At 60.7% G+C, this 12,703-nt stretch carries 14 protein-coding genes; 4 read left to right on the top strand and 10 right to left on the bottom strand.

Annotation, left to right across the window (positions count from 1 at the left end; translation table 11 throughout):
- Nucleotides 1-127 precede the first annotated feature (127 nt).
- Together otsA and MUU55_RS21195 are read right to left on the bottom strand one after the other, a co-directional pair.
- Entirely contained in the window at nucleotides 128-1,546 is a 1,419-nt protein-coding gene (gene otsA / locus MUU55_RS21200) for an alpha,alpha-trehalose-phosphate synthase (UDP-forming) (RefSeq protein ID WP_244762775.1), read from the bottom strand.
- Nucleotides 1,547-1,873: 327 nt separating this feature from the next.
- Complete coding sequence (locus MUU55_RS21195) at nucleotides 1,874-2,710, bottom strand: phytanoyl-CoA dioxygenase family protein (protein ID WP_244762774.1); 837 nt, start codon at nucleotides 2,708-2,710, stop codon at nucleotides 1,874-1,876.
- Between the two features lie 103 nt (nucleotides 2,711-2,813).
- Between MUU55_RS21195 and MUU55_RS21190 the strand changes: the two genes are divergently transcribed.
- Entirely contained in the window at nucleotides 2,814-3,851 is a 1,038-nt protein-coding gene (locus tag MUU55_RS21190; RefSeq protein ID WP_244762773.1) for a LacI family DNA-binding transcriptional regulator, read from the top strand.
- A 131-nt stretch (nucleotides 3,852-3,982) separates the two neighbouring features.
- On the opposite strand, the gene MUU55_RS21185 is transcribed toward MUU55_RS21190, so the two are convergent.
- Both MUU55_RS21185 and MUU55_RS21180 read right to left on the bottom strand, forming a co-directional pair.
- Nucleotides 3,983-4,807 carry a DUF1365 domain-containing protein gene (locus MUU55_RS21185; protein WP_244762772.1) on the bottom strand — a complete coding sequence of 275 codons (825 nt, stop codon included), beginning with the start codon at nucleotides 4,805-4,807 and terminating at the stop codon, nucleotides 3,983-3,985.
- A gap of 20 nt (nucleotides 4,808-4,827) precedes the next feature.
- The gene (locus tag MUU55_RS21180) at nucleotides 4,828-5,208 is read right to left on the bottom strand and encodes a DUF2147 domain-containing protein (RefSeq protein WP_244762771.1); all 381 of its coding nucleotides are present in this window, start codon (nucleotides 5,206-5,208) and stop codon (nucleotides 4,828-4,830) included.
- A 120-nt stretch (nucleotides 5,209-5,328) separates the two neighbouring features.
- Between MUU55_RS21180 and MUU55_RS21175 the strand changes: the two genes are divergently transcribed.
- A complete protein-coding gene (locus tag MUU55_RS21175; RefSeq protein WP_244762770.1) occupies nucleotides 5,329-5,730 on the top strand; it encodes a DUF2177 family protein in 402 nt (133 codons plus the stop codon).
- Here the strand turns inward: MUU55_RS21175 and MUU55_RS21170 are convergent.
- From MUU55_RS21170 to MUU55_RS21150, 5 genes are read right to left on the bottom strand one after another with little or no spacing between them, the layout of a single operon-like run.
- Entirely contained in the window at nucleotides 5,695-6,294 is a 600-nt protein-coding gene (locus MUU55_RS21170; protein WP_244762769.1) for a hypothetical protein, read from the bottom strand. The two genes, MUU55_RS21175 and MUU55_RS21170, sit on opposite strands and share 36 nt — an antisense overlap.
- Nucleotides 6,291-7,328, bottom strand: a complete 1,038-nt coding sequence (locus MUU55_RS21165) for an SAM-dependent methyltransferase (protein WP_244762768.1) — start codon at nucleotides 7,326-7,328, stop codon at nucleotides 6,291-6,293. The genes MUU55_RS21170 and MUU55_RS21165 overlap by 4 nt, the downstream gene beginning before the upstream one ends.
- A complete protein-coding gene (locus tag MUU55_RS21160) occupies nucleotides 7,325-8,140 on the bottom strand; it encodes a DUF1295 domain-containing protein (RefSeq protein ID WP_244762767.1) in 816 nt (271 codons plus the stop codon). The genes MUU55_RS21165 and MUU55_RS21160 overlap by 4 nt, the downstream gene beginning before the upstream one ends.
- 3 nt (nucleotides 8,141-8,143) lie before the next feature.
- Complete coding sequence (locus tag MUU55_RS21155; protein ID WP_244762766.1) at nucleotides 8,144-8,797, bottom strand: ChrR family anti-sigma-E factor; 654 nt, start codon at nucleotides 8,795-8,797, stop codon at nucleotides 8,144-8,146.
- Entirely contained in the window at nucleotides 8,794-9,432 is a 639-nt protein-coding gene (locus MUU55_RS21150) for a sigma-70 family RNA polymerase sigma factor (RefSeq protein ID WP_244762765.1), read from the bottom strand. The genes MUU55_RS21155 and MUU55_RS21150 overlap by 4 nt, the downstream gene beginning before the upstream one ends.
- A 135-nt stretch (nucleotides 9,433-9,567) precedes the next feature.
- On the opposite strand from MUU55_RS21150, the gene MUU55_RS21145 reads away from it, so the two are divergent.
- Together MUU55_RS21145 and MUU55_RS21140 are read left to right on the top strand one after the other, a co-directional pair.
- Nucleotides 9,568-10,899, top strand: a complete 1,332-nt coding sequence (locus MUU55_RS21145) for an NAD(P)/FAD-dependent oxidoreductase (protein ID WP_244763124.1) — start codon at nucleotides 9,568-9,570, stop codon at nucleotides 10,897-10,899.
- Nucleotides 10,900-11,185: 286 nt separating this feature from the next.
- A complete protein-coding gene (locus tag MUU55_RS21140; RefSeq protein ID WP_244762764.1) occupies nucleotides 11,186-11,788 on the top strand; it encodes a histidine kinase dimerization/phospho-acceptor domain-containing protein in 603 nt (200 codons plus the stop codon).
- On the opposite strand, the gene MUU55_RS21135 is transcribed toward MUU55_RS21140, so the two are convergent.
- The gene (locus MUU55_RS21135) at nucleotides 11,681-12,691 is read right to left on the bottom strand and encodes a GlxA family transcriptional regulator (RefSeq protein ID WP_244762763.1); all 1,011 of its coding nucleotides are present in this window, start codon (nucleotides 12,689-12,691) and stop codon (nucleotides 11,681-11,683) included. The two genes, MUU55_RS21140 and MUU55_RS21135, sit on opposite strands and share 108 nt — an antisense overlap.
- Nucleotides 12,692-12,703: the final 12 nt, after the last annotated feature.

The raw sequence follows: 12,703 nt of genomic DNA, 5'->3' as shown, positions 1-12,703 counted from the left end.
TACATGTGCGGCATGGTGAGCCCCTTATGACCGACCGACGATTCCAAGTTTCGAGCAGAAATTTACCCCTTGGTTCGTTGTAACCGCGTCATGCATGCGATGTTCTAGGCCTATGTGCTTATGCCCGTTAGGCGCGTTGTGTATCCACCCATCGCGTTGGCCGCTCGCTCTGATCTGTCGTGAGATCGTGCAGAAAGGTGTCGCACCATGTAAAGACGTCGTTGGCCCGTAGTGTTTTCATCATCGCTCTCCAACGGTCACGACGTTCTTCCACCGGCATGGCCAAACTGCGCGCCATCGCATCTGCCGTCCCTTCCACATCATAGGGATTGACGAGCACCGCCTCCTGCAATTCCTGCGCGGCGCCAGCGAAGCGGGATAGCAACAGAACGCCCGGATCAATCTCGTTTTGCGCTGCCACAAATTCCTTCGCGACGAGGTTCATGCCGTCGCGAAGCGGCGTCACGAGGGCTAGCTTCGCCATTCGGTAAAGCCCGGCGAGCGCGGGTCGTCGCAAGGAGCGATTAATATAGCGGATCGGCACCCAGTCCACGGTGCCGACCGCACCATTGACCCGTCCCGCCTGCTCAGCCACCGCCCGTTGCATTGCTTCGTATTCCGGGACTTCCGAGCGGGATTTCGGAGTAATCTGCAGCAGCGTGACATTGCGCTGGCTGTCGGGATTGCGCTTTAGGAAGCTCTCGAAGGCATCGATGCGCTGGGTGATGCCCTTGGAATAGTCGAGCCGATCGACGCCGATGATGAGGCCCTTGCCGTCAAGGCTTTGCAGCATGCGCTTGTGGAGACTGGTCTCCGCTGCTCGCTGGGCAAGCGTCGCGAATTCCTCTGTTTCGATTCCAATCGGATAGGACTTCGCCGTGAATGTCCGATCTCCAACCGAAAAACGCCCGGGACCACTCCGCATGCCAGTACCTTGTCGGGCAAGGCAGTCGGCGAAGTTCTCGCGGTCGTGCTCGGTCTGGAAGCCCAGGACGTCATATGCCGTCAGACTTGAAAGGATTTCCTCGTGCACAGGCATGGCCATGAAGACATCAGGGGCTGGCCAGGGAATGTGAAGGAAGAAGCCGATCCGGTTCTTCACACCTTGCCGACGCAGTTCCGCCGCAAGCGGGATGAGGTGATAGTCGTGGACCCAGATAAGGTCGTCGTCCGCGATGAGAGGCAGGAGGCGGCTGGCGAAGAAACGGTTCACGCGGAAATAGCCTGCCATTTCTCGCCGGCCATACTCGGCGAGATCCAGACGGTAATGACAGATCGGCCACAGAACGCGATTGGCGAAGCCTTGGTAATATTCCTCGACATCGCGCTCGGTCAGATCCGTCAGCGCATAATCGATGTTCCCGTCTCGAAGCATCTTGAGCGGTCCGATGGCGTCATCCGCGCGGGATTCACCTGACCAGCCTAGCCATAATCCACCACGAGCGGCCAGCGCGGATTGAAGCGCGACCGCCAGTCCGCCGGCCGGCGCCGCCCCTTTTTCGTCCGGAATGGGAACGCGGTTGGAAACGACGATTAGACGACTCATTCTCACAGCACCAAGTTTGAGCAAGGCATAATCTCGCGGAATGTGTGGTCTGCGAAAAGGGATTTCGCTGGTGCGAGTATGCCGTTACGGTTTTATTGCAATGCAACGAAAACCTGTCGCTGGCGAAAAAGTTCCACGATCACCGCACATTGATCGCTCTAGCGGCGGCGGTGGGAGCGCCCGCCGCGGAAAACGCGGACGCTCGTTGAAGTCATTTGGTCACGGGCTTTCGGGCTCTGTCGCCCCAACAGCGAGTGTGCAGCGCCTGACGGGGCGGTTCTGCCGGATCGGCATTCGGTGCCGTGGCTGGTATAGGAACAAGAAGTCCTATGCCGGGTCCGCCCCCATCACCAGGCCTTCGATATCGTGCTTCTGTGTGATCGGCACGAGCTCATCCACGACACGGCAGACGAGGTGCTTCTTGCCGATCTCGGGAAGGGCATCGTACCAGTCTTGCGTGACCATCATGTCATGCAGCTCGGCATGCCCGGCGCCAGGCCTGTCGACACCCAGCACCATAACGGGCCGTGCAATCGGAGACCGATGCTCCGTACCACGATGGACCGTCAGCGCTGAGCGGCAGGAAATATCGCCGCGCTGTGGATATTTCCGCGTCGCACGCTCCTGGAAACGGCCCCATATCGCCTTGTCAGGAAACATCTCATGTTTCCATTCGCGGCCGTCATCATATTGTGTTCCCGGTGAGACTTCGAACGGTCCCATGTCCTCGGTGACATCAACGCCGGTGAGATTGAAGGCAAGCGACGTGATCTGGCGGTCGCGGTAGGTATCGACGGGCGAGGGAAAGTCGCGGTGCCACGGCTGATATTTTGCCCCCTGGAACGGCACGTCGAGGCCGATCTCTACGATCTGGTAGTCCGGTCCGAGCACGTTGGTACAGACATCCACGACCCAGGGATGGGTGATGAGATCGACGAAACCGCGGAAGGCCTGCGGATGGATCTCGACATACCAGCGCCGGGGGCCACGGCCCACCGCGCCGCCGGGCCTTTGTATGGCCGACCAGAAGGCCGTCATCATGTCTTCGCGCATCTCGTCGGCCCAGGCCGGGCTGAAGGCGCCCTTCAGGCCGATGATGCCGTCGGCTGTCAGTTGCGCCATCTGCGCGGTGATGTCGTAGTCGAATGCTGATGTCGTGTTCATGCGGTTTTCCTCCCGATTTATCGGGAGGCTACATTGACTAATAATTATTAGTCAATGGCCGAATTTTATTAGGTGATGTAGAAAGGGATGAAACGGGGGCGACATGAACGGCGGGAAAACGAAGCGTGTGACGATGATGGATGTGGCCAAGGCGGCGGGCTGCTCGCAGGCGACGGTCTCGGTCGTTCTCAATAACGTCATGGATATCAAGATCTCACCGGATCTTCGCGCACGCGTTCTCGACGTCGCGGCACAGCTCGGCTACGGGCTCGCAAGCCCCATTCGCCGCGCGGGCCTTGAGGATCTTCGCGGTGGCTGCATCGGCTTCATCGTCGATCAACTTGCGACAACGCCGGAGGCGGTCAATGCCATCGAAGGCGCCCGACATGCATCCTGGGAGAACGATGTCACGATTCTCGTGGCGCAGACGCAAGGACGGGCCGAACACGAGCGCAAGGCGGTGGCCCGCCTTCTGCAAGCCGGGGCCCAGGGCATCGTCTACATGTCGGTGTTCACGCGTCGCGTATCGCTCGATACGATCTTCGACGGTCTCCCCGTGCCGCTCGTCCTGCTCAACTGTTATACCAGTGACAATCGGTTTCCTGCTGTGGTCCCCGACGAGGTAACTGGTGGGCGCATGGCGACGACGGCTCTCATCAGGAAAGGGCATAAGCGCATCGCGACGATTGTCGGGGAGAGCTTCATGGAGGCAGCGCAGGACCGCCTTGCCGGCTATCGCGAGGCGCTGATGGAGGCGGGGCTCATCTACGACGATGGCCTGGTCGCCGAAGGAAACTGGACACCGACATCCGGATTCGACGCTACCCGAAAGCTCCTGTCGCTTGGTGATCCACCAACGGCGATATTCTGTCAGAATGACAAGATGGCAATGGGCTGCTTCACCGCGATTAATGAAGCCGGCCTGCGCATCCCCCAGGACATCTCTGTCGTCGGCTACGATGACGACGAGCTGTCGCGTCATCTGCGGCCGCAACTGACGACCCTTGAGCTTCCGCATCGGCCCATGGGGGCCTGGGCCATCGAGCAACTCGCGAGGAAACCCCAGACGAGGCGTCACGGCCCTCACAAGGTTGGTTGCACATTTGTCGCGCGTGGCTCGATCGGTCGCGAACCGGCCTGATATGACGCCATCGCCTTCGGAAGCGCCTAGCTATCAACCACAACGTATCTTTCCCGCAAGCTGCTCCAGACTGAGGGTTTTCGCGGGAGATGCGTGCGCGTGTCCAGGATGCTGGCGCGACGATGATGTCTTCACGCGGCGTCCGTGAAACTTGCCGTCTCCGGCGGTGGGGGGCTTGTCCGGAAGCGCGCGCCTTTCAGCCACAGCTTCAAGGCTTCCCAATGGATGCCGGCGACCACCTTCATCGTCATGAAGGGAAACCGGATCAGGCAGCGCGCCAGCGTGGCGTCCGTCAGCGGCACCGCATCCGCATTGAACGTGGCCGCCATGACCGGCTCTTCGCCTGCAGTTTCATGAATTCGCAGCCGGACAGTCCTGCCGGGCGGGAGGATGCGGAAGTGGTAGCGCAGCCCCATGTCCATGAAAGGGGAAACGTGGAAGACCTTCGTCCGCGTCTGGCGGATGCCTGCGGCACTGATCTCGCCCGCAAGGACCGGCGCCACGTAGCTGTGCCGTTCACCGAAGGTATTCCTCACCGCATAGATGACGGCAATCGGCCGGCCTTCATCGTCATAGGCGAAATAGGTCGAGAGCGGATTGAAGACATAGCCGAACATGCGCGGGTAGGCGAGCAGCAGAATTCGCGCCGCAGGCCTTTCGAGACCGGCGCGTGCCAGCAGACGGTCGGCGAACTGCCGCAGCGTCTCGCCATCCGCTTCGACATGATCGCGCTCATGGAACGACAGGATCCCCGCACGGTTCACTGCGAGAAGACGGGTCAGTTCGTCAAGATCGGCAAGCCGGTCAACATCGACCAGGATGGAAAAGACGTTGTAGCTGAAGCGATGGCCGAAGGGGTGGAGCCTCTGGTGCATCACCTTTCCGGGATAGAGCGTGCCGGCCGCTGACGGCGGCGGACCGTTGTCACCCATGCTGGTGATCCGGATTTGCTTCATGCCATGCTTCTTTCCGCTCGTTATCGTGCCGGCTGCCAGCGCACGTTCTTGCACAGCACGCCACCGAGAATACAGCCACGCGTCAGAAGCGAATTGTCGGAAACCTGCACTGTGATCGAATAGGTCCGCTCGCGTTTCTCATCATAGGCGGTGCCGGACAAGGTATCCGACGATTTTGGCTGAAGCGACATGACGAGACGATCACCAGCCTCTTCGCCCTTGCTGGTGTCCCGAATCCAGAGATTCGTCGCGCAGATATTGCGGCCGCATGGCGCGATGCGGACACGGGCATTGCCGTCGTCGCGCAGCCATATGCCGCTTGGATCTGCGGATTGCTGTGCGTGGGACTCCGCAGCAGTCAACATCAGGGCGGAAAATGCAGTCAGAACGGCTATCCTCATCGGTCCATCCTCGTTGCTCTCCGTTGACTACGCACGGGCTGGGGAATCGGTTCACTTGAGGTGATCCGTCAGGACTATCAAGTCGTAGAAATGTCGAGAAACGTCCTGGGAGACACCGGTATGAAAACCATCGTCATCGCCTATCTGGCGACCGGCATCGCCTTTCTGATCGTCGATGCCATCTGGCTTTCCACGATGGCGGATATGCTTTACCGGCCGCTCTTGGGTGACAAGCTGGCACCGCAGTTTCATCTGGCGCCGGCCGTTGTCTTCTATCTGATCTATGTTGCCGGTATCGTGTTTTTCGCCGTGATGCCCGCGCTCAGCGAGGGCGGGCTAGGCAAAGCTGCGCTGAACGGTGCGGTCCTCGGCCTTGTGGCATATGCGACCTATGACCTCACCAATCAGGCAACGCTCAGGGACTGGCCGCTTTCCATTACGCTCGCCGATATTCCATGGGGTTCTTTGGTCACCGCCGTCGGCGCTTCAGCCGGCTTTCTTGTGGCCAGTCGCGTCAGCTGACCGTTCGGCCTGCGCAAGAATACCCGAAAATAGGATGGTGACGAAGGCCGTGAGCATGCTGGCACTCACGAGGTTGAGCCGCGCAAGAGCCGCATATTCGGTCGCGTCGTAGAGCGCGAGGGGCTGACCGTAAGTGTCGTGCAACAACAGGAAAACACCGAAGGCGAGCGCTGTAAGCGCCAGGGAAAACACGCGCTCGTGTGGACGAAACAGCAGCAGCGCGATGATCCCGCATGGGACGAGGAAGATTTCGACCGCCGAAGCGGTGCCGAAGAGCCATGCCGAAAGCACGGTATTTCCGATCCCCGCCAGCGGCAGAAGAGCCCGCCCTGCAATGCTGTTTCGGCGCGCCACAGCCGGCACGGCGAGAAAGAAAGGCGTCGACAGAAACGTGAACCAGGCGGCTGTGATGTCGGCGCTCATCAGCCACCAGAGATAGAGCGGGTAAAACGGCTGGTTCGACGCGACCAGCAAGGAAATCATGTTCGCCGCAGCGACACGCGGGTCGGGGTGGTGCGCATAGGCCCGCGCCATCGCGGTCAGTCGTTTAAAGGTGGAGATCACCGGCCTGCGTCGGCCGGGATGAGGCGGTAGTGGCTCACACCCCATTCTTCCCCGTCGGCATGGCCAAAGAGACCGGCCGTGGCGAGGAAAAACATCCGCCAGCGCCGCATCCAGACGGCGGCGTCCTTGCCGTAGGTCGCTTCGAAGACGGCGCGGACAGCGCCGCGGTTTTGGTCGAAATTATCGAGCCAGTCCCGCGCGGTGCGCTCGTAATGTCTGCCGTTCCAGCGCCAGTCCTGTTCGACAGTGAAACTGTCGCCGAATTCGCGGACCAGTCCGTGGCTGGGCATGACGCCGCCGGTAAAGAAATGCTGTGCAATCCAGTCCGACTTGTCGGCGTGGTCGAAGCGATAGGCCGTCTTGCGATGGGAAAAGACGTGCAGGAAAAGCCGGCCGTCGTCGCGGATCCAGCCGCGTGCACGCTTGAGCAGGGAGTGCCAGTTGGACATGTGCTCGAACATTTCCACCGACACGATACGGTCAAAGGTGCCCACCGGTGAAAACATGTTCATGTCAGCGGTGATCACGGTCAGATTGCGAAGGCCACGGTGCGTGGCCTCCACTTCGATATGGGAACGCTGCGACGACGAATTCGAAACGCAGACGATGCGACTGGACGGAAATCGCTCCGCCATGAAAAGCGAGAGGGAACCCCAGCCGCAGCCGAGCTCGAGGATATCCTGCCCGTCGGCGAGATCGGCGTGAAGGCACGTCTCTTCCAAGGCCGCGACTTCCGCCTCCGCGAGTGTCGTGGCGGGCGAGGCATAGAGGCAGGATGAATATTTGCGGCGCGGGCCGAGCACCAGCGAGAAGAACGCCGCAGGTAGCTCGTAGTGCTGGGCATTGGCGTCATCTGTGTGCACGGCGATGGGCCATTCGCTCATGGAGCGCGCAAAGTCCCGGTCCGTCGGGCCGGCCCTATCCGCCAGGAGCCGGCGGGTGCGGCCAACCAGCTGGCTGATGCCGAAGCGCAGGGCCTGATCAGGCAATGGCAGCCGCTCGGCGGCGGTGATGGCAGTCAGGGCAAAATTCATGTCGTCTTCTCCCCTTTTTGCGCGCCAGGCCAGAAGGCATTGACCCGCCTGGTATAGGCGACGAAAGCATCGCCGCGTGAACGGAGCATGTGCGCTTCAAGCGGAGGAATTCCAGAAACATGCACCAGCAGCCAATACATCAGGGCGGGGCCTGCAAGCGCGAGCCAGCCCCAGGCCCAACCTCCGGCTGGGCCGATAGCCACGACCGCGTAGCCCACCCATCCAAGCCACTGGAAGAAATAGTTGGGATGGCGCGACAGCCCCCACAGCCCGATATCGCAAACCTCGCCCCTGTTGGTGCCGCCACCGCGAAACCGCGCCAGCTGGGCATCGGCGATACCTTCCCCGATGACGGCAGTGAAGATCATGGCAATGCCGGCGATATCGCTCCATTGCCAGCCCATCGCCGGGTTGCGTGCCGCGGCGAAGATCGTCGTGGTGAGGAGAAACGCGGCGGCGGCCTGGATCTGCAGAAACAGGAAGAGACGCCAGCGCCAGCGTTCGCCCCATTCCTCCTGCAGTTTCGCATAGCGAGGATCCTCACCACCCCTCAGCGTGCGCCGCAGGATATGCAGGCCAAGCCGGAAGGACCAGAGGGCTGCGACCGTGGCCAGGAGAAGCTGTCGATGCCAGTCGCCCTCCCAGCCCGAAACCGGAACAAGTGCTGCGGCGACCCCGACCGCGCCGACGAGAAAGGACCAGACGGTATCGACCCAGCCCGATCCCGCCCCCTTCATGACCGCGAGCCAGACAGCTGTCATGCCCAGCGAGACGGCAGCGGCGAGAAGGAGGAAGAGCGCCGCCACCGACATGATTCAGATTCCGAAGATCGGCTGCAGCATGCGGCCGATTACGTTCTTGAAGCGCATCTTGCCCTCCATGGCGGCGAGGCAGATGCACTCGCCATCCTTGTCGACGATCGGCTGATGCTCGACATCCTCATCCATTTCAGCAAGGTCGCCTGGGAGAAAACGGCCGAAACGGTCCGAAAATGATCCCGAAACGATATAGGTGAACTCGGTGCCGACATGGCCGTGGTCGGGAAGAGCGCGACCGGGGCCGACCTTGAGCAGGATGAGATTGGCATCCGGATCCTGCGGCACGCCAACCCGGCTCATCTTCATGCCAGGTCCAATCCAGCGCCAGCGTCCGATATCGCAGCCGCGCAAAGCGTCCGGCAGGCGAATGCCTTCAATCTCCACCGGCGCCAGCGGCGGCGGTGCGAAGGAGACGGGGGCATCTTCTTCATCGAGCATGGCGAGCACGTCGTTCAGCGCGGTTGCCGACATCTGCGTCGGTTCCGTTTCTTCCAGGAGCGCGCCGCCCAGCGCCTCATATTCGCCGACGCGGGCGCGACAGGCCGGGCAGCTTGCCAGATGCGCCTTGACGACAATGGCGGGCGCCGCGGCAAGCGTGCCGGCGGCATAGCGCATCAAGGTCTCGTCGGTTGCGTGATGTGTGGTGGTCATGATTTGTCTTCCAGCAGCGCGCGAAGCCGGTTCATGGCCAGGCGTGTTCTAGATTTCACGGTGCCGAGCGGGATACCCAGTTCATCGGCGATTTCGGTCTGAGATTTCTCGCTGAAATACGACAGTCGGATGATGGTCTGTTGCTCGGACGAGAGGACGGTCAGTGCGTCGCGCACCGCCGCATCCCGTTCGGCTCCGAGCATTCCATCTTCGACCGTATCCATCGCTGTCTCAGGATCTGGCGGCAGAGCCGATGGATCTCTGTGCCGTCGCAGGTGGTCGATGCGAATGTTGCGCGCGACCGTGAAAATCCAGGTCGCCACTCCCGCACGATCCGCATCGAAATACGATGCCTTGCGCCAAACGGTCAGCATGGTCTCCTGCACGAGATCCTCCGCCACGAGGGACGACATCGTCCAGCGCAGGAAGAAAGTCTTCAGCTTCGGTCCGAAGTAGCGGAAGAGAAGGGCAAAAGCCTGCCGGTCCCGAGCTTGCGCGACCTTCAGCATCATTTCAACCAGTGCATCGGGCGAGGGGGGCTGTTGTACGTCCCTTGAACTCACCACGGCAAGCCGCCGGCCTGTCGGCACATCTGGTTTGCGGTCAAACTGTATCGGGCTGAAAACTTCATTCATGGGTCCTTCTACGCGGCGGTTTCGCAAGCGGATCACACGCCACGAAATAGGTCTTCCGCAGTGATCCGTCAGATCCCTGCGCTCGTAAAGGATACAGATAAATGTCCAGAGTTCGAAAGCCGCAAAAGGATCGTCATGCGCCATTTTCCTCAATCGGACCGGCCACTCAAAATCGCGGTTGTCGGAACGGGCATTGCCGGCCTTTCAGCGGCGTGGTTGCTGTCGCAGCGCCACGAAGTCACTGTTTTCGAGGCCGACAATCGTATCGGCGGCCATTCTCACACGGTGGACACGGGCGGCGCCCCGGTCGATACGGGCTTTATCGTCTACAACGAAGTGACCTACCCCAATCTCACGGCTCTGTTTGCGCATCTAGAGGTGCCGACGAAGGCGTCGGATATGTCCTTTGCCGTGTCGATGGACGGCGGGCAACTGGAATATGCCGGAACGAACCTTGCCGGCCTTTTCGCCCAGCGACGCAACCTTGCCAGCCCGCGCTTCTGGTCAATGCTGCGCGACCTCGTGCGCTTCTACCGTCAGGCACCAAGCGGCGTGCGCGAACTCGATCCTTCCGCGAGCCTCGACGACTATCTTGACAGCGCCGGCTTCGGGAGGGCGTTTCGAGAAGACCATCTCTACCCGATGGCGGCTGCAATCTGGTCGACGCCGGCGCTTGAGATCGGCAACTATCCGGCGCTTTCCTTCGTGCGCTTCTGTGAGAACCACGGTCTGCTGAAATTCGTGCGGCGGCCCATCTGGCGGACAGTCGATGGCGGCAGCCGCGCCTATGTCGAGCGCTTGACGGAGCCATTCCGCGAGAGGATCCGGACCAACACGCCGGTGAGAGCGATCCGCCGCGTCAACGGCGCGGTGGAGGTTTCCATAGATGGCGCCGAGGCTGAATGGTTCGATCATGTCGTGATCGGCGCTCATGCCGACCAGGCGCTGAAAATGCTTGCCGATCGCTCTCAACGCGAAGCAGAACTGTTGAGCACATTCGCCTATGGCGACAACGAGACGGTCCTCCACCGAGATCAAACCCTGATGCCAAACCGCAAGCGTGTCTGGGCAAGCTGGAACTACCTCGCGCAGTCGGGACGTGATGGCGCGACGTGGCGCAAGCCCTGTGTCACCTACTGGATGAACCGCTTGCAGGGAATTTCCGATCCGCATCCCTACTTCGTCACGCTGAGCCCCCTACATGCCCCCGCCGAAGACAAGGTGATCTGGCGTGGGCTTTACCAGCATCCTCTCTTCAATGCCGCGACGCTTGCCGCGCAAAAGCAGCTCTGGTCGCTGCAGGGCGAAGCCAATACATGGTTCTGCGGATCCTATTTCGGATCCGGCTTCCATGAGGATGCCATTCAGGCGGGCTTGGCTGTTGGCGAAAGCCTGGGTGGAGTTATGCGGCCCTGGTCCGTCCGAGGGGAATCGGATCGAATATTCCGAAATTTGCAGAGCGCCTAATCGTTTAAGCTTTTCAGGTGCTTCCGGCCCTTCATTCTGGTAAGATCATCGCGTGGGAAATATTTCCACGCAGTTGAAGGACGATCCGCTTCTCTCAACGGGGGCACATGAGGCACAGTGAAAGGCGGTTCGCGCTTCGGGGTCGAACGCGAGACAAGCACGAGAAGCTAGACTCCGCAGTCGGCGCATTTGAAAGCGTTGAGGAATATCGCCGATATCTCGCCTTTCTCGGCAGATTTCGCTTTGCGATGGATCACGTTCTTCGCGATGCCGTCTGGCCGAGCAAATGGCCAGGCTTGCCGCTGACCTCCAGAAGTCCAACAAGGAATTGCAAGCCTTTTCCTATTCGATCTCGCATGACCTGCGGGCGCCGTTCCGCCATATCGTCGGCTTCTCCCAGCTCCTTACGGAGCGGGAGAAGAATCTCGGCAAGCGCTCGCGCCACTATCTTCAGATGATTTCCGAGTCGGCTCTGGCCGCGGGTGAGCTTGTCGATGACCTCCTGACATTTTCCCACCTCGGTCGGGCGGCAATCTCCGCATTGAGGGGCTGTTCGTCAATAGTTTCAATAAGCTGGGGTAAGCGATATCGCGTCAGCGACCCGCGCGATGTGTCTCAACTTACCATCCGATTCAAATCTAAGCGGCCTGAAGCCCCGACATCTCCGCAACAACAACGCCGATCTCGGACGGCGCACCATGGCTGCGCGTCTGTCAAAGGACAAACAGGTTGCCCAGCCTTTCTGTCTGCGAGGTGCGGCTCGGAGTCGCGAAATGTCTGCTCACTGCGTCTGGCTTTTCATCTTCCCCAGACTGTCGAGATGTCGGGCTTCCGTCGGGCTGATGGCGAAGTGCGCGCGAAAGCGGATGGAGAAATGCGACGGTCCTGAGAAACCGTTGGCGAGCGCGATGTCGATCAGTGGGCGCTTTGGTTCGTCAACCATCATGCGCCGCGCACTCTCCAGGCGCAGGCGCAGATAGATCGCGCTGGGCGACGCCTCGAGGCATTCGAGGAAAAGCCGCTCCAGTTGGCGTCGTGAAAGACCGATGAGTGTTGCAAGCGCGCCCACCGGCAGCACATCCTCCATATGCTGCTCCATCAGCAGCAGCGTCTGGTGCACGCGGCGGTCGCCAACCTCGATGCCGAGGGGTTTTCGCGCCTGGGCGTCAGTCGCTTCCCGCCGGTGTGAAATTTGCAGAATCTCGGTCGCATTTCTCTCGGCGCTTTCGCCGATATGGCGCCGCACAAGGGCGGCGGCGAGATCGGCCGAAGCGCTTCCTCCCGCACAGGTCGCGAGGCGATCGTCGAGATTGAAAATCTGCTCGCTCGTAACCTTCAAATGTGGAAAGCGCCGCGTGAATTCTTTGTGATGCAGCCAACTGACACAGGCTGTGTGGTTCTTCAAGAGCCCGGCCTCGGCGAGAAGGAAGCTGCCCGTACACAGGCCGACAAGGCCGACGCCGGTCTGTGCGGCCTTGCGAAGATAGTTGGTCATTGCGGCGTCGAGCGGCTCTTCGACCTTCAGCAGGCCGCCGACAACAACGATATGGGTGTACTTGCGCGGGTCGATCAATTCGGCGTTGGAGGCGACCTGCACGCCGCAGCTTGATGTGACGAAACCGCGGCCATGAGACAGCACGTCCCAATCGCATCGGATCTTGCGGGAGCCGTCGTCCTGATCGGCGGCGAGGCGCAACGTGTCGACGAAGAGCGCCATGGCCGACAGGGTGAAACGCTTGGCCAGGACGAAACCTATCCGTAGGGCGGGCGCGTTCTGGGCGGCTTTGATCATTGTTGCGGCTCC

It is taken from the genome of Shinella curvata, from assembly GCF_022899935.1.
GTDB lineage: Bacteria > Pseudomonadota > Alphaproteobacteria > Rhizobiales > Rhizobiaceae > Shinella > Shinella curvata.
Note: the sequence above shows the minus strand (reverse complement) of the source record. Positions and strands in the feature narration are given on the sequence as shown.

Bases quoted from the DNA above. Each gene is read 5' to 3' on its own strand.
- MUU55_RS21160 (WP_244762767.1), bottom strand. From the start codon at position 8,140: ATGTCGGTGGCGGCGCTCTTCCTCCTTCTCGCCGCTGCCGTCTCGCTG.
- MUU55_RS21135 (WP_244762763.1), bottom strand. From the start codon at position 12,691: ATGATCAAAGCCGCCCAGAACGCGCCCGCCCTACGGATAGGTTTCGTC.
- MUU55_RS21145 (WP_244763124.1), top strand. From the start codon at position 9,568: ATGCGCCATTTTCCTCAATCGGACCGGCCACTCAAAATCGCGGTTGTC.
- MUU55_RS21195 (WP_244762774.1), bottom strand. From the start codon at position 2,710: ATGAACACGACATCAGCATTCGACTACGACATCACCGCGCAGATGGCG.
- MUU55_RS21180 (WP_244762771.1), bottom strand. From the start codon at position 5,208: ATGAGGATAGCCGTTCTGACTGCATTTTCCGCCCTGATGTTGACTGCT.
- MUU55_RS21155 (WP_244762766.1), bottom strand. From the start codon at position 8,797: ATGACCACCACACATCACGCAACCGACGAGACCTTGATGCGCTATGCC.
- MUU55_RS21140 (WP_244762764.1), top strand. From the start codon at position 11,186: ATGGCCAGGCTTGCCGCTGACCTCCAGAAGTCCAACAAGGAATTGCAA.
- MUU55_RS21150 (WP_244762765.1), bottom strand. From the start codon at position 9,432: ATGAATGAAGTTTTCAGCCCGATACAGTTTGACCGCAAACCAGATGTG.
- otsA (WP_244762775.1), bottom strand. From the start codon at position 1,546: ATGAGTCGTCTAATCGTCGTTTCCAACCGCGTTCCCATTCCGGACGAA.
- MUU55_RS21165 (WP_244762768.1), bottom strand. From the start codon at position 7,328: ATGAATTTTGCCCTGACTGCCATCACCGCCGCCGAGCGGCTGCCATTG.
- MUU55_RS21190 (WP_244762773.1), top strand. From the start codon at position 2,814: ATGAACGGCGGGAAAACGAAGCGTGTGACGATGATGGATGTGGCCAAG.
- MUU55_RS21185 (WP_244762772.1), bottom strand. From the start codon at position 4,807: ATGAAGCAAATCCGGATCACCAGCATGGGTGACAACGGTCCGCCGCCG.
- MUU55_RS21175 (WP_244762770.1), top strand. From the start codon at position 5,329: ATGAAAACCATCGTCATCGCCTATCTGGCGACCGGCATCGCCTTTCTG.